The organism is Ihubacter massiliensis (genome assembly GCF_024125305.1).
In the GTDB taxonomy this organism is placed as follows: Bacteria; Bacillota; Clostridia; order Peptostreptococcales; family Anaerovoracaceae; genus Hominibacterium; species Hominibacterium faecale.
The window spans coordinates 541,676-561,766 of sequence record NZ_JAMXVH010000001.1; the positions used below are offsets into that span (position 1 = coordinate 541,676).

Sequence of the window (20,091 nt, forward strand, 5' to 3'; positions counted from 1 at the left end):
AATGAACGGCAAGAAGCGAAAGACGGCAGTTCTTACAATGGCAGCAGTGCTTTGCGTTATGATGATCGCCAGCCCACTGGCTGTCATGGCACAGGAAACTGCCCCTGCTGTCCCAGCGGTCACGTGGGACGGAAACGTACAGAAGGAAACAGCCCCAGCCATCCGCTTGCCGGAGAATTTGCGGGCGAAAGAAGGAACAGCATTGAAAGACGTGGCGCTTCCGGAACCTTGGACCTGGGCGGACGACAGCACAGTTATTCCGGCAGAAACAGCAGAATATCCGGCACGGCTTTGCGTAGATGACGCAGCTTATGATTACAGCAAGGTAGAGGGATATAATGTGGGGGGGGGTCTTACGTAGAGAGGATGGTTGCGGTCACTGCAGAAGGAACGAAAGCAGAAGCAGCAGGTCCAGTAAAGGGGAAACCACGCAGGTTGCCTGGGGATCCCTCGGTAACCTATGGTGTAGGGGATATAGAAATCAATGGGAACAACTTTCCGGACGCAGAGTTTCAGAAATGGCTAAAACAGCAATCTTATGGTACAGACGGAACGATTACGCAGGCAGAGATTGCTGCTATTACAAGGATAGATGTTCGAGGTAAGGACAAGATTAAAAACTTAACAGGGATTGAACATTTTACGGCTCTGGAGACCTTGGATTGCTCTTACACAGGGATCGGAAGCTTGGATGTCAGCCACAATAAGAATTTGACTGACTTGTATTGCTATAACAATGTAAGCCTTACAAGCTTAACCGTAGAAGGTGCTACGGCTTTAAAGATCTTGAATTGCTATGGCACAAGGATCGGAAGCTTGGATGTCAGCAGCAATCCGAATTTGACTGACTTGCAGTGCCATGGCAATGCAAGCCTTACAAGTTTAACCGTAGAAGGTGCTGCGGCTCTGAATAGATTGTGGTGCTATAACACCGGGATCGGAAGCTTGGATGTCAGCAGCAATAAGAATTTGACTGACTTGCATTGCGCTCACAATGCAAGCCTTACAAGTTTAACCGTAGAAGGTGCTACGGCTCTAAAGATCTTGTATTGCTTTACCACAGGGATCAGAAGCTTGGATGTCAGCAGCAATCCGAATTTGACTGACTTGCAGTGCAATGCCAATGCAAGCCTTACAAGTTTAACCGTAGAAGGTGCTACGGCTCTTAAGACCTTGTATTGCTATACCACAGGGATCAGAAGCTTGGATGTTAGCAGCAATCCGAATTTGACTGACTTGGATTGCTTTAACAATGCAAACCTTACAAATTTAAAAGTAGAAGGCGCTAAGGAGCTGGAGACCTTGGATTGCTATAACACCGGGATCGGAAGCTTGGATGTCAGCAGCAATAAGAATTTGACTGACTTGCGTTGCTATAACAATGTAAGCCTTACCAATTTAACCGTAGAAGGTGCTGCGGCTCTGAATAGATTGTGGTGCTATAACACAGGGATCAGAAGCTTGGATGTCAGCAGCAATAAGAATTTGACTGACTTAAATTGCTCTGCCAATGCAAGCCTTACAAGTTTAAAAGTAGAAGGTGCTAAGGAGCTGACTGACTTGAGGTGCCAAAACACAGGGGTAGTAGGCTTGGATGTCAGCAGCAATAGGGAGCTGACGACCTTGAGGTGCCAAAACAATCCACTTGCCTATCTGAATATAGGAACCAACAATAAGTTAACTAACGTATCCAGTACTGGCCTGAAACCTGTAGAAGTAACGGTTCCAAGCGATCGCTTTCAGATGGCGGACAAATTTGCTGGCATTGATGCCGGTGCGGTTGATGATAAGACGGTACGAGGTGCAGATTACGACAAAACAACCGGTACTATGAGCAATTACCGTGCAGGAACACCGATTAAATATACATACCATTGCGGTACATCATCTGGTGGAAAAAAGGAGACAATCGAGGTAACTTTGAACATTAAATTGGAGAGTACCATTTCCATTACAGAAAATTTGAACAATACCTATACTGTCGAAGAAAAAGCGCTTTCCGGCGGCGTTAAAGATTCGGGCAACAATAAGTCTGACGGCACAAAGACAGATAAAAAAGCCGCACAGACAGGCGATCATACCAGTATTGGATTGCTTGCTGCAATGATCCTGTTATCTGCCGGATGCATGTTCCTTCTTACAAGAAAAGAAGAACATAAAAAATAGCTAATCATCGCATTTTAAAGTTAGGGCGGATATAAAAAAGTGTGAATGACGGCAGCAAAGCTCCCTATTCACACATGTCGGTCGCAAGGTACTTTCTTTGAAGTATACGGAAATATTGCTTTATGCGAAAAGGCGATATTCCCGATACTATAAGAAAAGGGAGATACACATGTTACATGTTCGATCTCCCTTTTTTTGTGCTGTCCTATCTAAACACTTTCGTATACGTTGAATTAGCTGTCATATCCGTTACAATCGGACAATTCTCCGGAATTTCAACTCCCATAAATGCGGTTGTTCCACTGTCCGTATTGAATCGATCAGTAGAACACGTCTCGCCGGCTTTGTAAACACCATATCCCAGAGTGGGAGAAGACGGTTTTGTCCGGCATTTGCGCCGATGGTCTGCTGACGGCTGGTTTGATTGCCCTAGCTTTTCATGATAACAAAGAATTTTTTATTGAGGTGTTTTTATAGGACGTTTGATTCATGGAATTGGCACGATAAAAAAATCGATTAAGAGGTATTTTTTTTTAATACCTCTTGACTATTTTCGAAAAAGTGAGATAATTAGACCATAGTCCAATTGGACTACAGTCCAATTTAAGAAAGGCAGATGGGAAAGCCTATGGAACTTGGAAAAAAAGAATTGACCAGGCGCACGATCATGCGTGCGGCCAGAGGGGTATATGAGGAGAAAGGGGTTGAACAGACAAACTTTCGTGATATTGCCGAAGCGGCCGGGGTTTCCCGCAGCACAGTTTTTAATTATTTTGCGGGCAGCAACGAATTGCTGACAGCTTTATGCAGCAGGGAAATCGATGACTTGGAGCAGGCATACCGTGAGAGCGGTTTTCAAGGAAAAGCGGCAATTATCTGCATCTTTGATAAATTTATTGAAGATACCGCCCGCTACCCGCAGCTTGTGACCCAGATTATTATCAGCGCAATTACAAGCGGCATTGCAGATAATCCGCTTAAATCGATTGAAGGACTGATCGCCAGAAATTTGGAGCAAGAGACGGACAGCGAAACAACCATGCTTTTGATGGGGGCTTATTACGGATTGATCAATCATTATCATTTGTATGGCAAGACATTTGATGGTGAAGCGATGAAAGTGGAGATGAGAAGGATGATAGAGCGGATAATCGGGGAGCCGCATCATGGTTAAATCCAACCAAACGAGCGGCGCAGGGGCTTGCTCTCTTGGGGATTGAAAGCATAAGGAGGAAAACAATGGCAGTGAAGGTTATTACTTACGACGTTGGAACAACTGGTATGAAAGCCTGTATGTTCGATATTTCTGCCGAAGACAGCGTACGGTATGTTGCAGGCGAAACCGAAGGCTATGAACTCCATGTCTTGAAAAACGGCGGCGTCGAGCAGGAGCCGGACGATTGGTGGCAGTCGATGGCAGTTGCCACGAAAAAGCTGCTCGGGAAAACGGGCGTTGCAAAGGAGGAAATCAAAGGGATTTCTTTCTGCTCTCAGTTTCAGACGGTCGTCATGGTAGATGAAAATGGCACACCGCTTCACAGAGGTATGAGCTGTATGGACAGCCGGGCAGATAAGCAATTTAAGGACCGCATGAGCACAGGAATCAAAGTAGAAGGCCTGGATATCATCAAAGTACTAAAATACCTGAAGATTACTGGAGCTGTTTCGGCCAGTGCCAAGGATCCGGCATGGAAATATCTGTGGATAAAAGAAAATGAGCCGGAGGTCTTTGACAAAACTTATAAATGGCTGGATGCCAAAGAGTATCTTACCTGCCGTGCTACCGGAAAGATGCTCGCCAGCAAAGATGACGCAGGGGGCACATTTCTATATGACGTACATAAAAATTGCTGGAGCCCGACCTTGTGCAAAATGCTGGGAATCAATATGGAGCATCTGCCGGAAATCTGTGATTCTACCGATGAGGTGGGTAAACTTTTGCCAAAGGCAGCGGAAGAGCTGGGGCTGGCGCAGGGAACTTCAGTTATTTCCGGCGGTAGTGATGTCAGCCTTTGCTCGGTAGGTGCAGGCTGTGTGGAGGTTGGAGATGTCCTGGTCTACTCAGGGACCAGTGGGTGGGTCGCGACTACGGTTGATAAGCTGCACCTGGACCTGAACAATCTGATTGGCGCGCTGGTAGGTGCCGACCCAGAGACTTACAACTATATTGCAGAAGTTGAAACTTCCGGCAAGTGTATCGAATGGGTGAAAGACCGTATCGACCAGATGGAGATGACCTATGACCAGATGATTGATTATGTCAGAGAGTCTCCTGCGGGAAGCAACGGCGTAATTTTTTCCCCTTGGATGCATGGCAACCGCTGCCCGTTTGATGACGCAAATTCCAGAGGTGTTTTTTTCAACCTGGATATTACAACCAAAGGCAGTGACTTGATGAAGGCTGTTATAGAAGGTGTGTGCATGCATATGCTCTGGCTTCTTGAAGCGACCGAAAAGACCTTTAAGACCAATCCGGTAATCCGCTTTTCCGGCGGAAGTGCCATCGCGCCGTTCATCTGTCAGGTCATGGCCGATGTTTTAGGCCGGGACGTGGAGACCATCGAGAATCCAAGACAGGTAGGGGCCATGGGAGCCGCGGCATTGATGGCAGTAAGCTTTGGAATGCTTGAAGATATCAAGGAGATCAAAAAGATCATCAAGGTCAGCGCCACCTATAAACCAAATGCTGAAAACCACGCAGTATATCAAAAGATTCTGCCAGTGTTTAAGGAATTATATAAGAACAATAAAAAGAGTTTTGCCGCATTAAACGGCTAAAAGGAGGTACAAGAAAATGGAAGCAAAGTACGGAGTGTCCCGTTGGCCGGACGAAAAAGAAGTTTTAAAAAAGATGGAGAGGCTGGTAAACGAGCCCCTTCACCACATTAAACCGGAAGCCATGGCCAAATACATGAAGCATTTTGAAGAGAAGTGCCAAGGCTCCAAAGCGATGATTGAAGAAGCAAAGAAGGTTGTTCCAGGCGGTATACAGCATAACCTGGCCTTCAATTATCCGTTCCCGCTGGTAGTAGAAAAAGCAGAGGGCGCATATCTTTACGATATTGACGGCAACCGCTATGTAGATTACCTGCAGGCAGGCGGTCCAACGCTCCTTGGAAGCAATTACGAACCTGTTAATCAGAAAGTGTGGGAAGTGGTGAAAGAATCCGGGCCAGTTACAGGAATGTTCCACCCTTATGAAATGAAACTGGCAGAAAAAATCCATGAATGCATGCCGTGGGTAGAGATGTACCGGTGCCTGGCCAGCGGTACGGAAGCGGACATGGTGGCAATCCGAATTGCCCGTACCCATACCGGAAAGCAGAACATTATCAAGGTGGGAGGCGCATACCACGGATGGAGCGACCAGCTTGTATATTCCCTCCATATTCCATATACCCAGACATTCGAAGCCCACGGAATTCCAAAGGAGGCTTCTCAGAATACAAAAGAATTCTTCCCTGGCGATCTAGACGGTCTTCGCAAGGTGCTGGAAGAAAATGAAAAGAACGGCGGTACGGCGGCCGTAATCATCGAGCCGTTCGGACCGGAAAGCGGAACTCGTCCGGTAGCAATGGACTTTGCTGCTAAGGTACGGGAACTGTGTGACGAATTCGAGGCCCTTTTGATCTTTGACGAAGTTGTAACCGCATTCCGTGTGGGACCTGGCGGTGCGCAAGGGTTCTTTAATGTAAAACCGGACCTTACCGTATTCGGTAAAATCGTCGCAGGCGGATATCCGATGGCCGGCGGCGTAGGCGGAAGCGCAGAAATCATGTCCTGTGTGGCCGCAGGCGTAAAAGCCGGCAAAAAGAAGGCTTATGTAGGCGGTACGCTGACAGCCAACCCGCTTAGCTGCGCAGCAGGATATTTTGCCATCGACGAAATTATCAAGCAGGATGCAGCGAGAAAAGCTGGAGAAAACGGCGACAAGCTGTGCGACGGAATCCAGGCCCTCATCGACAAATACGATTTGCCGTTCGTCACTTGGAACACCGGCTCCATCGTCCACTTTGAGGTTTCCGGCGTCATGTACCTCAGTGCGGCTGACCCGGACATCTTCAAGAAGATTCCTGAACGTCAGCACTATATCGAAGAGTTTGGCGCTGCCCTGACTGCAAATGGGGTCATCACCCTGGCCGGCAGCAGAATTTACACCAGCATGGCCGACAACGACGACACCATTGCGGAAACACTGGCTGCATTTGAAGAAGTATTCAGTAATATTGAAAGATAAAAAATTCTATCACGAATTTAGGAGGTAAATTTATGATTCGTAAATTAGACATGGAAAACCTGACCTACGCATTTCCGGAAGTGGCATTTTCGGAAGATTATGTGATTGCAACTTACCAGGCAAAGGTACAGACTTCCCACATTGAGAAGCTGGCAATGGCCATCGCAGCAGAACAGACTACCGGTACATGGATCAAGGTTGGAGCCGATTCACTGGAAAAAACCAAGCGCTTTGGCTCTAAGCTGGTTGCGCTGTATGAAGTTCCGGATATCGGCTGTGACTACAATTCTGACGAACCGCCGATCTATATCATTCAGGTGGCTTATCCGATGGAAAACTTCTCCACCAGCATGTCCGCCATTGAGACCATTTTATTCGGAAACATTTCTGCTTCCGGTATGATTCGTTTGATTGACGTGGCATTCCCGAAGAAGTTTATCGAAAAATTCCAGGGACCGAAGTTCGGCGTGGAAGGTATGAGAGAAGTGCTGGGCGTCAAAGACAGACCGCTGCTCAATGCGATGATTAAACCAAATATCGGCTGGACGCCGGATGAAGGGGCGGAACTCTTCTATCGCGCCTGCAAAGGCGGCGTGGATGTCATCAAAGATGACGAGCTGATGCTGGCTGACGGACCGTTCTGCCCGCTGGAAGAACGTGTTTCAAAGTTCATGGCCATGGAAAAGAAGGTCTATGAAGAAACAGGAGAGCATAGCTTATATGCAGTAAATATTTCGGACAGCACGGACAAAGTAAAAGAAAACGCATACAGAGCGCTGGAAGCAGGCGGAAACTGTCTCATGGTCAATGTTTATACCACAGGACACGATACGCTGAAAATGCTGGCCGATGATCCGAACATCAATGTACCGATCCTCGCCCACGTCAACTTTGCAGGAACTATGGCAGCTTCCACTTACACAGGTATCGCAGCTCCGCTGATGATTGGTAAGCTTACACGTCTTGCAGGTGCGGACTTCCAGATCAACGGCCACCCGTTCGGTAAATTCCCTGTTTCCCACAAGGTATTCTATCGCTGCTTCAAGTTCTTCACCCAGCCGTGGTGGAACATTAAGCCGATGATGTATGCATGCTCCGGCGGAACGACGCAGATGGCGGTTGAAAAGATTATCAAGGAAGTAGGCACTGACGTAATGCTGGCTGCAGGCGGCGGCGTCCACGGTCATCCAAATGGCAGTGAAGAAGGGGCAAAATCCATGCGTCAGGCGATCGATGCGGCGCTGCAGGGCATTCCGGTTACAGAATATGCAAAGGATCATGTGGAATTGGCAAGAATGCTGGCATTCCTCAATCCTGACCTGAAGAAGAATTTTGACTTGATGCTGTAATTTCAGATTGATAAAAATGGGGCTGTTATCCAGCCCCATTTTGGTAAGAATAGATCAAAATGATCGAAAACAGAGGTGAATGCATTGTACAAAAATATTGTATTTGTGGATTTTGACGGGACCATCACCACCGAAGATACTTTGACGGGAGCCATCCTTCCTTTCGTAGACCGCCAGGAATTCCTGGAGTATAACGGCAAGCTGGAAAAAGGGGAGATGACCCTCAGCGAAGTTGTCCGGTACGCCTATGACGGCAGGCCCGCAGAGTGGATGCCAAAAATGTTGGAATACATCGATACGGTTGAAATCCGTCCCGGCTTTGAGGAGTTCCTCGACAAGATGGCGGAGCAGGAGATTCCGGTTGTCGTTATTTCCGGCGGTTTTCGCCAATTTTCCGAGCGGAAGCTGGCCCCGTACATGGATCGGATCACAGCTCTCCACACGGTAGAGATGACCGTGGAAGGAGACGAAATCAAACTGGTATCCCAGTACGACGACGGCAACGAACTGCTGAAAAAAACCGACGTGATGAAACTTTATCAGTATGAACACGCAATCGGAATCGGCGACAGCTATACGGATAAAAATATGGCCCAGGCTGTGGACAGCTGCTTTGCCAGGGATGTACTGGCAAAATATCTGGATCAGATTGGAAAACCGTATTACCCTTACGAGGATTTTTATGAGGTCATGAACGGCCTGAAAGAAATCTTGTAGCGTTTTTCTCACAAACAAGTTTTAGATTACGGAAAAATAGGGGTTGCCTTGGAAAGGATGAAGGGGAGTGTTCTGAGATATGGTAAAATGTCACAGAGTTTGGCTGCCTTCGTCATCCAAGGCGACCCCATATTATTTTTCCAACCCTTCTGATTTTTTCTTAATATTCGCGATATAAACGCCTGCGATGATTACGACAGCACCAATGATCTGTGATATTGAAAAGATTTCATCCAGTATTACAGCCCCGGCAACAGCTGAGACAACCGTTGAGATACCGATGAAGGACGAAGTGCGATTCACACCAATCGTTGCAATCGCAACATTAGATAGAAAGAACGCAATCGCAGAGCATCCAATGCCCTGATATAAAATGGCAGCCAGAAATCCCATATCGTAAAATGGCAGGCTGAGCATATTCTTCAAATTCCCATTTAAGCCGCCTTCGATAAAGGCGAGGAGAGTAAAAACAATAGCACCGCATATAAGCATAGCGTAGGTTATTTCCATGCCGGAAAAGTCTGACGCTTTTTCGACGTATACACTGTACAGTGCAAAGCAGACAACTCCCAGAAGAAGACATAGATAGCCAACTAACGAAAGGCTTGATGACATACCAACTGCCAGTACCGTAATAAGGACACCGACTAATGTTATTAGTATTCCCAGAATCTGAGCCTTTGTAGGCCGCTTGTGGAGGATTAATGTGGAGGCTGCCAAAGAAGCTACTGGTATGCATGCGAGGAAAACTCCGCTTTCAGATGCGGTAGTGTGACTGATTCCCATCGTCTCTCCGATAAAATATATAACAGGATTAAAGATTACGATAGCGAATAAAGGCTGGAGCTTTTTTCCCCTTAGATTGATCTTAATAACGCCTGTGGCTGCAAGGAGGCTCATAACAATAAAAGCGATAAAAAACCGCCAGCCAAGAAGAGATAAAGCGCTTGCGTCATCCGTAGCATTCTTCGTGAAGACATAACTGAGCCCATAAAGGGTTTCAGCCGTTAAGGCGCAAAGACATCCGATTATTAAATTGTTTTGTTTTCTATTTTCTGTATTTTTCATTTCACTGATCGATTGGCTTTCTTTTTCTGTATATCAATATTATAATATACAGGCGCAGTAAAGTAAAACTGGAGTTACTTGATATAATAGCAAAGTAAACTTGACACCTTGTGAAAGGAGAAAACCAAATGGAGATGAGCCGGATGTGGCTGTTGTGGCAGAAAATCATCCCATGGCAAATGAAACGGTTTTTCCTGCTTCGGAAATGGAAAGTTATCCGTTTATCGGATATCCGGAAGAAGAGGCTCCATTTGTGTATAAAAAGGCGCGAGAGCTTGGCATTAAATTCAACCAGGTGATGACGGTAGATAATGATTATGGAAACCTTTCGATGATAAGCCAAAATTTAGGGTTTGGAATTTATCCGCGCATGATAGCTGAAAATTGCAGATTTCCAGTTAAAGTGATCCCGATTGATCATGGCTCATATACCCCAATATCGCTGGGAGTCAGGTCATACGAAAACGGTTCCCTTGCTGCTAAGGCATTCGTAGATTATGTCTTAAGTTTGGATTTTTCGTTGTAAGTGGAAGCTGTATCCCGTGTATTAATAGGAAAAGGAGGGGGAATCGGATGAAGAAAAAAGCTGTTATTCCGGTTGGATATGAAGATTTGAAAGAAATCATCAGGAGAGGCATGTATTACGTGGATAAAACCATAATGATCAAAGAACTGCTGTGGACGACCAGGATCAGCAGGTGGATAATGGGTATTTGTTTGACGGCTTCGCCATCGCCTCCTGCGGCCGGAGTACCTGGCTCACCAGAGCAGTATGCGGTCTTCAACTTATCGCTGAAATCTGCTAAATAGCCTGATTTTGATCTGGCGTATACCATGTTAAAATAATCGATCGCGGGGAACACGATCGAAAAACCGGTGCATGTCCTGCTCAAGCGTCCGGCTTGGCATTTTACCCATATTACTTTTCGAAAGTGTTAGATGCCCTTGCTCAACTTCTTCCATCGTCTCCATACTGTAGGCTGACTGATTCCTAATTTTTCGGCTATTTGATATGTACTCAAGCCCTCGCTCTTATAGTGCAGAATCAGTTCGTTTACCTCACGTTCTTTTTGATTTTTCCAAGAATGGTCTAATGGAGTATCGATGACGGGGCCCTGATCTTCTGTCATTGAATAACAATATCGAACATCGCGGGATAGAATATTATCATCGGCACATAACAGGATAATACGCTCGATCAAGGTTTTCAGCTGTCGGACATTACCATTGAAAGGCAAACGCAGCAGTTCATTGTATGCCTCTGTGGTAATGTTTTTGTTTTTGTTGTATTTTTGATTGAATTCTTGAATAAAATGATAGGCTAAAAGAGGGATATCTTCTTTGCGTTCCCTTAGTGGAGGAATATGGATCGGTATAATGTTCAATCTATAATAAAGATCTTCTCGGAAAGTATGATCTTGCACCATTTTCTCCAGATTTTTATTTGTTGCGGCTATAATTCTTACATCAACCGATATGTTTTGCATACCGCCGATTCGCCTGACTTCACTTTCCTGTAAGACCCGCAGTAATTTTGCCTGTAGATCCATTGGTAGTTCTGCAATCTCATCAAGAAATAATGTGCCGCCATTTACGGATTCAAAGATGCCGGATTTTCCTTTAGGATCGCTGTTGGTAAAAGCGCCTTTCTCATAACCAAAAAGCTCGGATTCCAATAGGTTTTCCGGAATGGCCGCGCAATTAAGAGCGATATAGGGTTTTGTATTTCTGTTGCTTTCCCGAAAGATAAGTTTGGCAACCTCCTCTTTGCCTGTCCCTGATTCCCCTGTGATCAGTACGGTGCTATTAGAATCTTTGATATAGTTTATCAATGTTTTGATTTCTTTCATTTTTTTGTTCTCAAAGATAAATTCCGTATCATTGCCCCTGGAAGTCAGAGTGCGGCGGTATATGGAGTTGATATGATCCTGAATGGATAAATGATTCGTATCCGCATCTAATTCAACTCGGAGTTTTCTTTCCAATGATACATCTAAAAAGAGGCTTACAACATATTCGACCTCCTGACTGCTGCCAAATATGGGGATAGAATTGACAAGGTACTGCTTGCCGTCCGACCGATTGGGGCTGCATAGATAAGGCTGCTTTGTATCGAGGACAATTAAAGTTCCAAGCTTATCTACAGCGCCCTCTTCCAAAAAAGTTTTTACATCTATTCCCATATGATATTCGGCTGGTCTGCCTACTATGTCGGCATGCGCTTGGTTTACATAGACAAATTCACCATTTTTATCACAGATAGCCAATCCGATAAGGGGACATTCAGCTAATAGGCTCCATGTGTTTTTTTCTTTTTTGAATACAAACGCTTCTAACTCTTTTAAAAGGATCGTCATTTTGTATAAACCTTTCTTTCGCTAAACAACAATTGATTATGCAATCATTATACTTGTAAAGGGATGATCGGTCAATTCTGTTTGAATTAATAATACACAATGAATCAATATAAATAGTAGTTAAAATTTCAGGGTTTTATAGTAATGTTTTCATAAAACAATACATAATGAATTAAAATAGACATTCCTCCGAATTGAAAAATGTCTATTTTCCAAGGTTTTTCAATTGGCATACCCCTTGCGTATTATAACTATAAAACGTTAATACTGTTGTATATTCAGGAGGTTATTATGTATGCGAGTTATGTTATAAGAAACGGTGAAATCGTCACGGTAGATGGGAAAAATTCAATCGCTGACACGATAGCAGTATACGAAGATAAAATTGTATATGTCGGCGATGAGCAAGGCGCGCGATCATTCACAGGCCCTCACACTGAAATGATTGATGCCCAAGGCAAAAGCGTACTGCCCGGGTTCATAGATTCTCATCTGCATTTAGATGCCATCGGAACGCGGATGCTTTACCCTGATTGCAGAGAAGCAGCGTGCATATCCGATATTCAAACAATTATCCGTAAAGAAGCGGAAAAATATCCGAAAGGAACCATTTTAAGAGCCTTTGGTTATGACCATTTGAATTTGAAAGAAAGAAGACATCCCAACAGATGGGAGCTCGATGAAGCTGCGCCAGAACATCCTGTTTACATCATTCATTCTTCTTATCATATCTCTGCTGCAAATACGAAAGCCTTGGCGCTGATTGGTGTAGATGACAATATCTGTGACCCGGAGGGAGGCAGCTATGAACGTATTGACGGCAAGGTTACCGGAGTTGCTTTTGAAAATGCGCATTATAATTTTTATACGAAGCTGGATTTCAGTGAAGAAGAAATCAAAAGTTGTTTAAAGACGGCGGATGAATATCTTTTGAGCAGGGGGATAACAACCGTATGCAGCGCGCTTGATTGTGCATTATCGGTGAAAGCTCTAACGGAGTTAAAACGAAAAAATACATTGAAAATACGTGTCGTTACTATGCCGTATCCCACTGGAAACCCTTTTGTTATGGATAAATATCTTAACACGGGATACCATACAGGATTTGGCTCTGATCAATGCAGAATCGGTCCTTTCAAATTAATGATCGATGGGAGCAGCTTGGGCGGAACCGCTGCGATGAAACGAGCTGACATGAAAGACCAGGGCTTTCTTGCAATAGATCAGGATACTTTAGATAGAATGATGCTGAATGCCCATTTGGATGGTTTTCAGTGTACAAGCCACGCCATAGGAGATCGTGCTGTTGAAATGCTTTTGACTTCATACGAGAAAGCCTTTAAAGCTTTGAACAGGTCCGATTGCAGACATCGTATTGAGCATTGCAATTTTGCGCCTAAAAGTTTAATTAAAAAAATTTCGCAAATGGGTGTAATCCCCATACCGCAGCCAGCTTTTTTAAAGGAGTTCGGCAGTACCTATTACAAAATATATGGAAAGCAAGCAGAAGAAATCTTTCCTATAAAGAGTTTTCTGAAAGCAGGGATTTGCGTTTCCTTTAGTACGGATGCTCCCATAATCGATGCCAATCCTTTTGTGGGAATGTCCGCCGCATGTAATAGAAAAAGCGATGAAGGTCTGATACTTGGAAAAGAAGAAAGGGTGACGCTGAAAGATGCCATCCGAATGTATACATATAATGGAGCGTATGCTAACTTTCAGGAAAACATAACAGGCAGTCTGGAGGTAGGGAAAAAAGCCGATCTGGTCGTATTGTCAGATCGAATATGGGAAGCGGCTCCAGAAAATATTAGCAAAACATCCGTAACACTGACAATGATAGATGGTGAGATTGTATATACGAAAGTTAAAGGAGGAGAATCAAATGAAAGATAATTATTTCAAGCAAAACGGCAAGTTTTATTATGGATGGGTGAATGTTTTATTGGCATTTTTGTTAATGACTTTTTCCTATGTCTCATTCCTGTCATTGACAACGGTATTTGTAATACCAGTTACGACAGACCTGGATATAAGCAGAAGTGAATTTTTATTGTATTCAACGATTCTTTCAATAAGCGGAATCATCGCCCTGGCCGTGATTGGCGATAGAATGGCGAAGGGCAATATCAAGCGCTATATGTCGGCGGCATTGGCTTTGGCCGGAATAGCCTTTTTGGGCTTTTCGCAGGCAACAGAAGCCTGGCATTTTTATATGTGGTCAGCAGCTATGGGAGTCAGCTTTGTAATGACGACCGTGATGCCTATTTCCGTAGTTCTGAATCTATGGTTTGGAGGAAAAATCAAGGGAAGAGCTATGGGGGCGGCCTTTACCGGAAGCGGGTTTGGCGGAGTTATGATGATTCCCATCGTTAATTACATTGTTACCGCATTTGGATGGAGAATTGGGTACATGGTTGTCGCAGGCATCTTTCTGCTGCTCCTGCTGCCGCTGGTGGCCATCTTCTTAAAAAAATTCCCGGAGCAAAAAGGATTTGTAAGAATGGGTCAAAAAGATGATGAGAAGGACTTCAATAGCGCTGGCGGAATGACGCTGAAAGAAGCCTGGAAAAATCCGATGCTGTATTTGATTTTACTCTCCATAATTATTTTTGTTTTCTGCTCTACAGGAATTTTAATGAACTCCACAGCCTTTTATATTGACACTGGATTTTCGCCGGCAAACGCGGCATTGTTTGCTTCCTTTACCGTAGGAGCTCTTATTATCGGCAAACTGTCCATGGGATGGATCAGTGATAAATTCGGTGCGAAAGCAGGTGCGATTTCCGCTTGTTTGATTTTCTCCGGAGCTTTTTTATCACTTGCTTTATTACCTATAAACCCATGGATATTTATTCCTTTTGTAATCCTCTGCTACGGAATTGGAGGAGGTGGTATTACGGTTAATCCTCCACTGATGACGAATCGTTTATTCGGAGAAAAAGATTATGGTAAAATCATTTCGGTACTTACCATGGGAAACAACATAGGCGGTGCATTTGGTGGAACCGTTGCAGCCTGGATTTTCGATGTTTCAGGCAGCTACCGGGCCTTTTGGATCATAGCAGCCACAGCGATGATCGTAGCGGCCGCAGCAAGAATTGCAGCATTCCGAATAAAAAAGAAGTATGAATAGCATCAGGCGAGCGTTTACGTCTGCCTTTAGAAATTTATACTGACAGCTAAAAATCCGAGAAACAGCTTAACAATGAATAAGCGTTCCAAACAAAAGGCTTCCTGGCTTTACCTCAAAGGAAGCCTTATATTTTTTGCGCATGGTTATGCGTTTAAATTGGGTTTTAATAGGGGAGCTTTCATTTATTTTCCGCTTATCCTCTTCCCCCAGATTGCTTTCCAAGTCCAGCTGCTGCCATAACTCATAAAACGCAAAGGGGTTTTCCAGCGTTTGATGGGTCAATTTATAGCTTGCTGCGCACAAAGGAAAAGTAACTTCATAGCAATGGGCGGCTTTCCCGTCTTTTCCAAAAAAAATCCAGGCATAATCATCCGCATCCTTCAAAACAATGGCGCCTTTGTCGCAGAAAAAGATCTGGCCGCTGAGACCTGTCAGAAACTGCATGAGATAATAAAGCGGTTTTATAAGGCCATTTTCCGTGACCATACCGCCTGCCGGAGCGTGATCGAAAAATGGGATGCTTTTAGCTTTATTATGGGTCAGGGCATGAAGAAACTGCTCCGCCTCCTTAGCTGGTGAATAGCCGTTCCTGTAGGTATCAAGTGAAGGGACTTTCTCCCGGTCTTCAAAAACATAGTTTGCTGTTTTGTTTCTTTTATAAAAAGCCATAAAGAGCTCATCAAGAAAACTTTCGGACAAAGAATGGTTATTGACCATAATACTTGGGACATGGAAAGCCGCTTTGCTCTTGGGCAAGCTTTCCAAATCAAGGACTGTGACGCCGGGCTCGTTTGCCAATGCACCCCCATCCAGCAATACATTGAACTGTTCCAGAGGAATTTCCTCAATGACAGGAGAACAGGAAGCGAGCGTTTTATCTCGATAAAGCTCCCGGTATTTTTTCGGATGCATTCCATACCATTTTATAAAATGTTCTACATAATATTTGGGTTTGGAGAATCCCGATTCCATGGCCAGTTGGGTAATGGAAACCGTGCTGCCAAGAAGGCGGCGCTCCGACATTTCCACCCGCACCATGTTGAGAAAGTTTTTAAAGCTCTGGCCCGTATAGCGGCTGAACATATGGGACAAGTAATCCTTATTCAAATGTTCTTTGCCTGCCAGTTCCTCCAGGCTCAATTTGTACGGATAGTAATCATAGAGATAATCGACGATCCGGGCAATACGGTCCCTTTGGGTAACATCCCCGGTGATGGCGCCTTCGAAGGTTTTGTCATCATCATCCACTCGAAATCCACGAAAATTCTCATAGAGGTTATCGATCAGATTTGTGACAGCATGATCGATTCTAGCCTGGTAGCCGTCGTGTTTTCGGTATAATTCGGATAAAATGCGAAAAATATCATTTCGCAGCTCAATCTTTTTTTGGTAAGTAACTAAATTTTTGTCCACCTTTGTGGTGAAGATTTGGCAGTGCAGATCCGGGTAGCGGTCGATCAGAGACTTTGTATTGAGGCTGATCACAAGGACCAGGTTGTCCTCCGAACTGCGGATAATGCCGTGGAGATCACCGCCGTGGATGAAATGAATATCGCTTTCTTCCAAGTGATAAGTATTGCACGTTAACTTCAGATCAAGAAAGCCTTTCATGACACAGAGAAGCTGAATGTCATCGTTGTAATGCAGCGGATATTCCTGCACATGATAAAGTTTCATGTTCACTGGCAGATCGTTTTCATATTGAATCGCTTCAAACATACCAATACCTCCAAAGGGCATAATCGTGAAAAAAAGGACAAAGATGCGCTCTTTCATTATATCATACCGGCAGATCTCTATCACAAAGAGGTTTTTTTCGGAAACTCTTTTTAATAAGACCATCTTTAGAGCGGGTAAAGGATAGCTTTGCTGAAAAAGAACGAATAGAATGAATTGTAAGAAAATTTAAAGGAGGCGATTCGTTGTTATGAGCACAAAAAACCAAGGCGTAGGCGCTTTGAAAAAACACAAGGTAGGATTATTGTCCGTGGTAGCAATGCTTTATTGCGCTTGTGCGGCCGGGGCTTTTGGCATCGAAGAGATGATAACCGAAAGCGGACCGGGACTATCCATTCTGATGCTGGTCTTTTTTCCCTTTGTGTGGTCGGTTCCCATCTGTTTAGGGGTGGCGGAGCTAGGCTCTGTGCTGCCGGGAGAAGGAGGACCCTTTGTCTGGATCAAGGAAGCGTTCGGCGAGTTCTGGTCCTTTATGAGCACCTTTCTTTTCGGTATTTCATTCTATGTAGGCAATGCCATATTCGTTGTTCTGTCCGTGGGATATCTTTCTTATATTGTTGAACTGACTGTCTTGCAAGAAGCCTTGATAAAGCTGTTTTTTGTGATTATCTTCACGGTTATCAATCTCATGGGCGTCAAGGAAGTCGGCAAGGTCAGCGTTGTGCTGACGGCGCTTGTATTATTGGCGTTTGCCCTTGTGGCAGTGGTGGGTTTTGCCAACTGGAACCAGAATCCGATGGAGCCGATGATCCCCCAGGGCAGCGGCGTCATGGAGGGAATCGGCGGCTGCGCGGCCATTTGCGTATGGATGTATACCGGCTACTTGAGTATACCGGCTCTGGCGGGCGAAATGGAAAATCCGCAGCTGATACCAAAAGCAACGATTATCTCTTTGCCGCTGGTCACGCTGACTTATGTGCTGCCAACGCTGGCAGGCTTGGCGTCTGTGGGAAACTGGGAAAACTGGACAACGGACGGAGCGACGGGAGGAGTCGGCTATTCCACCGTTCTGACAGAAAATATAGGACCGTACATGGGTTTATTCTTCTGCGTGGTTGCGATTGCGTCAAACCTGGCCATCTTCAACAGCCAGATCGCATCGGGGTCGAGGGGATTCTTCGTATTGTCGGATGCCAATCTTTTCCCCAGATTTATGAGCAAGGTATCAAAGAACAAAGGTGTGCCTTACGTAAGTATTCTTGTATATTCAGCTGTGACAATCTTATTGCTCAAGTATGATTTTACGGCCCTTGTTTTGCTGGAGGTAGCTTTCAGCCTGGGAACTTACGCGCTAGTGGCCCTGTCCTTGCTGCGAATCAGAAAAAAGATTCCGCTGGAGCAGAGAGACAAAGCCTTGTTCAAAGTTCCCGGAGGCAAGCTGGGCTTGAAATACTGCGGGTATACGCCAGCTGCGGCTGCTGCTTTTGTCATGCTGATCAATGGAACCGACTACTTTCTGGGAGGGATCATGCTGCTGCCCCTTGCTGTGGTTTTTTATATCTTTTTTAAAAAATGTTATGGCGGCTTTTATAAAGAAAATCCAGTTTTATATCCCATCAACCCGGCGACCGGTCTTGCTGCCGGCGATATTGTCAGGATCGGGGTGTTCGGCCTGTTTGTCGGCGTATATTCCATGATCAGCGTACCGTTTCTAAGATGGTACGAAGGCGGTTGGGGCCCTGAATATTATGCCCAGACCTACGGAACAGGATTCTTGAGCGATTTTGACTGCATGCTCAACATTCTGCTCATCTATGGAATCGTCATGACTTTGGTCGGTGCTGCGGTCTTTGCCGTTGGACGGAAAAAGGATCATTGTTTAGCAAAGGAGTTGGTATCATGAATTTAGATCAAAATAAAACACCATTATTTGATGCGATCATCGCTTACACAAAGAGGGACATTGCGCCGATGTTTATGCCGGCCCATATGATGGGCAGGGCCATAAACCCCAAGTGGACGGACTTTGCAGGCGAAAATATCTTTAAAATGGATATCTGCGAGGTGGACGGATTGGATGATTTGAACGAGCCGGACGGGGTTATCATGGAAGCGCAGAGGCTGGCTGCCCAAGCTTGGGCAGCCAAGGAAAGCTTTTTCATGGTAAACGGCACTTCCGGCGCAAATATCGCAGCCATCTGCTCGGTGGTTTCGGAAGGAGAAACGATCATTGTGCCGAGAAACTGTCACAAATCCGTCATATACGGACTGATTATCAGCGGCGCGGTACCTGTTTTCGCATTCCCTGATGTGAGCGATGAGCTGGGGCTCATTGGAGGCATGGATCCAGCTGAAATCGAAAGGGTCTATGGAGAACACCCGGAAGCAAAAGCGGTCCTGTCAGTCGTGCCCACTTATCACGGCGTATACAGTGATCTGAATGCGATTTCAGAAATTGTACATATGCGCGGGGGCGTTCATATGGTCGATGAGGCCCACGGCAACCACGTGTACTTTCATGATAAATATCCGGCCGGCGGACTTCGCTGCGGGGCGGACCTTGTAACACAGAGCACTCACAAGGTCTCCGGGTCCCTGTCCCAAAGCTCCATGGTCCACGTGAACAGCGATCGGATCGATTTGGACAGGCTGCGCTTTAACTTACAGATGGCCCAAAACACAAGCCCGTCGGCGCTGCTGGAGGTTTCGCTGGATCTTGCCCGCCATTATATGGCCGTGCAGGGGGAAGGTGTTCTCCAACGGGTCTATAACCTGGTCGAATACGGAAAAGCGGAGATTGAATCCATAGAAGGATTTTCGGTTCTTGATCGGCGCATTGCCGGAAGCTGTCATATTTTTGATATGGAGCCGGGAAGATTGGTCATTTCCGCAAAAGACCTGGGCGTTACCGGTTATGCGCTGGAGCGCGCGCTGATCGATGATTACGGCATACAGATCGAATTTTCGGATAACTTTTATGTGGTCTGTATGGTCGGCCTGGGTGGAACGCGCTCTGATTTGGACAGACTCATTGCCGCGTGCCGGGAGATATCCGTCCGGCACAAAGGAGAAGCGCCCCTTGCCAAATGGAGGAATAAACTGCCCAAAATGGCGGAGGCCGTTATGACGCCCCGTCAGGCATATGTGTCCCAGACGGAAAAGATTCCATGGGAAGATGCCTGCGGCCGCATCAGCGCTGAGATGATCGTGCCTTATCCGCCGGGAATACCGGCCATTTGCCCGGGAGAAAGGATCAATGATGAGATTCTAAGATTTTTAGGGGATCAGAATGAGCAAGGAAGGCATCTTCATGGGATCCACGGCGGCACGTTGGATATGGTCCGGGTTGTAAAGTGAAAGAAAATGACAATGCTGGCTTGATAC

At 45.5% G+C, this 20,091-nt stretch carries 16 protein-coding genes; 13 read left to right on the top strand and 3 right to left on the bottom strand.

Going from position 1 to position 20,091, the window contains the following annotated elements; genetic code table 11:
• Position 1: 1 nt before the first annotated feature.
• The 7 genes from NIA71_RS02450 to NIA71_RS02480 all read left to right on the top strand — a co-directional run bounded on the left by NIA71_RS02450 (position 2) and on the right by NIA71_RS02480 (position 8,469).
• Positions 2–361: a hypothetical protein gene (locus NIA71_RS02450; RefSeq protein ID WP_253019612.1), complete on the top strand. Its 360-nt coding sequence runs from the start codon at positions 2–4 to the stop codon at positions 359–361.
• Between the two features lie 5 nt (positions 362–366).
• Positions 367–2,166, top strand: coding sequence for a leucine-rich repeat domain-containing protein (locus NIA71_RS02455; protein WP_253019613.1), 1,800 nt, complete (start codon positions 367–369; stop codon positions 2,164–2,166).
• A 628-nt stretch (positions 2,167–2,794) separates the two neighbouring features.
• The gene (locus tag NIA71_RS02460) at positions 2,795–3,340 is read left to right on the top strand and encodes a TetR/AcrR family transcriptional regulator (RefSeq protein ID WP_227755259.1); all 546 of its coding nucleotides are present in this window, start codon (positions 2,795–2,797) and stop codon (positions 3,338–3,340) included.
• A 65-nt stretch (positions 3,341–3,405) separates the two neighbouring features.
• On the top strand, positions 3,406–4,944 hold the full coding sequence (locus NIA71_RS02465; RefSeq protein ID WP_148394916.1) for a xylulokinase: 1,539 nt from the start codon (positions 3,406–3,408) through the stop codon (positions 4,942–4,944).
• Positions 4,945–4,960: 16 nt separating this feature from the next.
• Positions 4,961–6,403 (top strand): aspartate aminotransferase family protein, encoded by a 1,443-nt coding sequence (locus NIA71_RS02470; RefSeq protein WP_227755258.1) that lies wholly within the window; start codon positions 4,961–4,963, stop codon positions 6,401–6,403.
• Between the two features lie 32 nt (positions 6,404–6,435).
• Positions 6,436–7,752: a RuBisCO large subunit C-terminal-like domain-containing protein gene (locus tag NIA71_RS02475; protein WP_148394918.1), complete on the top strand. Its 1,317-nt coding sequence runs from the start codon at positions 6,436–6,438 to the stop codon at positions 7,750–7,752.
• Positions 7,753–7,836: 84 nt separating this feature from the next.
• A complete protein-coding gene (locus NIA71_RS02480) occupies positions 7,837–8,469 on the top strand; it encodes an HAD-IB family phosphatase (protein WP_227755257.1) in 633 nt (210 codons plus the stop codon).
• A gap of 132 nt (positions 8,470–8,601) precedes the next feature.
• On the opposite strand, the gene NIA71_RS02485 is transcribed toward NIA71_RS02480, so the two are convergent.
• Entirely contained in the window at positions 8,602–9,537 is a 936-nt protein-coding gene (locus NIA71_RS02485; RefSeq protein ID WP_253019614.1) for a DMT family transporter, read from the bottom strand.
• A 100-nt stretch (positions 9,538–9,637) separates the two neighbouring features.
• Here NIA71_RS02485 and NIA71_RS02490 point away from each other — a divergent pair, with 100 nt between their 5' ends.
• Together NIA71_RS02490 and NIA71_RS02495 are read left to right on the top strand one after the other, a co-directional pair.
• A complete protein-coding gene (locus NIA71_RS02490) occupies positions 9,638–10,063 on the top strand; it encodes a LysR family transcriptional regulator substrate-binding protein (RefSeq protein WP_269478399.1) in 426 nt (141 codons plus the stop codon).
• A gap of 47 nt (positions 10,064–10,110) precedes the next feature.
• Positions 10,111–10,347 carry a hypothetical protein gene (locus NIA71_RS02495; RefSeq protein ID WP_253019616.1) on the top strand — a complete coding sequence of 79 codons (237 nt, stop codon included), beginning with the start codon at positions 10,111–10,113 and terminating at the stop codon, positions 10,345–10,347.
• Positions 10,348–10,472: 125 nt separating this feature from the next.
• On the opposite strand, the gene NIA71_RS19855 is transcribed toward NIA71_RS02495, so the two are convergent.
• A complete protein-coding gene (locus NIA71_RS19855) occupies positions 10,473–11,894 on the bottom strand; it encodes a sigma-54 interaction domain-containing protein (protein WP_290445960.1) in 1,422 nt (473 codons plus the stop codon).
• Between the two features lie 201 nt (positions 11,895–12,095).
• Here NIA71_RS19855 and NIA71_RS02515 point away from each other — a divergent pair, with 201 nt between their 5' ends.
• On the top strand, positions 12,096–13,790 hold the full coding sequence (locus NIA71_RS02515) for an amidohydrolase (protein WP_253019617.1): 1,695 nt from the start codon (positions 12,096–12,098) through the stop codon (positions 13,788–13,790).
• Positions 13,780–15,030: an MFS transporter gene (locus tag NIA71_RS02520; RefSeq protein ID WP_253019618.1), complete on the top strand. Its 1,251-nt coding sequence runs from the start codon at positions 13,780–13,782 to the stop codon at positions 15,028–15,030. The genes NIA71_RS02515 and NIA71_RS02520 overlap by 11 nt, the downstream gene beginning before the upstream one ends.
• Positions 15,031–15,096: 66 nt before the next feature.
• Here the strand turns inward: NIA71_RS02520 and NIA71_RS02525 are convergent, their stop codons facing one another.
• Positions 15,097–16,749, bottom strand: a complete 1,653-nt coding sequence (locus NIA71_RS02525; RefSeq protein ID WP_227755254.1) for a helix-turn-helix transcriptional regulator — start codon at positions 16,747–16,749, stop codon at positions 15,097–15,099.
• A 208-nt stretch (positions 16,750–16,957) separates the two neighbouring features.
• Between NIA71_RS02525 and NIA71_RS02530 the strand changes: the two genes are divergently transcribed.
• Positions 16,958–18,610: an APC family permease gene (locus tag NIA71_RS02530; RefSeq protein WP_253019619.1), complete on the top strand. Its 1,653-nt coding sequence runs from the start codon at positions 16,958–16,960 to the stop codon at positions 18,608–18,610.
• Positions 18,607–20,064, top strand: a complete 1,458-nt coding sequence (locus NIA71_RS02535; protein WP_253019620.1) for an aminotransferase class I/II-fold pyridoxal phosphate-dependent enzyme — start codon at positions 18,607–18,609, stop codon at positions 20,062–20,064. The genes NIA71_RS02530 and NIA71_RS02535 overlap by 4 nt, the downstream gene beginning before the upstream one ends.
• Positions 20,065–20,091: the final 27 nt, after the last annotated feature.

Excerpts from the sequence above, each read along its gene's own strand:
- NIA71_RS02450 (WP_253019612.1), top strand. The coding sequence starts at position 2 with ATGAACGGCAAGAAGCGAAAGACGGCAGTTCTTACAATGGCAGCAGTG.
- NIA71_RS02455 (WP_253019613.1), top strand. The coding sequence starts at position 367 with ATGGTTGCGGTCACTGCAGAAGGAACGAAAGCAGAAGCAGCAGGTCCA.
- NIA71_RS02460 (WP_227755259.1), top strand. The coding sequence starts at position 2,795 with ATGGAACTTGGAAAAAAAGAATTGACCAGGCGCACGATCATGCGTGCG.
- NIA71_RS02465 (WP_148394916.1), top strand. The coding sequence starts at position 3,406 with ATGGCAGTGAAGGTTATTACTTACGACGTTGGAACAACTGGTATGAAA.
- NIA71_RS02470 (WP_227755258.1), top strand. The coding sequence starts at position 4,961 with ATGGAAGCAAAGTACGGAGTGTCCCGTTGGCCGGACGAAAAAGAAGTT.
- NIA71_RS02475 (WP_148394918.1), top strand. The coding sequence starts at position 6,436 with ATGATTCGTAAATTAGACATGGAAAACCTGACCTACGCATTTCCGGAA.
- NIA71_RS02485 (WP_253019614.1), bottom strand. The coding sequence starts at position 9,537 with ATGAAAAATACAGAAAATAGAAAACAAAACAATTTAATAATCGGATGT.
- NIA71_RS02495 (WP_253019616.1), top strand. The coding sequence starts at position 10,111 with ATGAAGAAAAAAGCTGTTATTCCGGTTGGATATGAAGATTTGAAAGAA.
- NIA71_RS19855 (WP_290445960.1), bottom strand. The coding sequence starts at position 11,894 with ATGACGATCCTTTTAAAAGAGTTAGAAGCGTTTGTATTCAAAAAAGAA.
- NIA71_RS02515 (WP_253019617.1), top strand. The coding sequence starts at position 12,096 with ATGTCTATTTTCCAAGGTTTTTCAATTGGCATACCCCTTGCGTATTAT.
- NIA71_RS02520 (WP_253019618.1), top strand. The coding sequence starts at position 13,780 with ATGAAAGATAATTATTTCAAGCAAAACGGCAAGTTTTATTATGGATGG.
- NIA71_RS02525 (WP_227755254.1), bottom strand. The coding sequence starts at position 16,749 with ATGTTTGAAGCGATTCAATATGAAAACGATCTGCCAGTGAACATGAAA.
- NIA71_RS02530 (WP_253019619.1), top strand. The coding sequence starts at position 16,958 with ATGAGCACAAAAAACCAAGGCGTAGGCGCTTTGAAAAAACACAAGGTA.
- NIA71_RS02535 (WP_253019620.1), top strand. The coding sequence starts at position 18,607 with ATGAATTTAGATCAAAATAAAACACCATTATTTGATGCGATCATCGCT.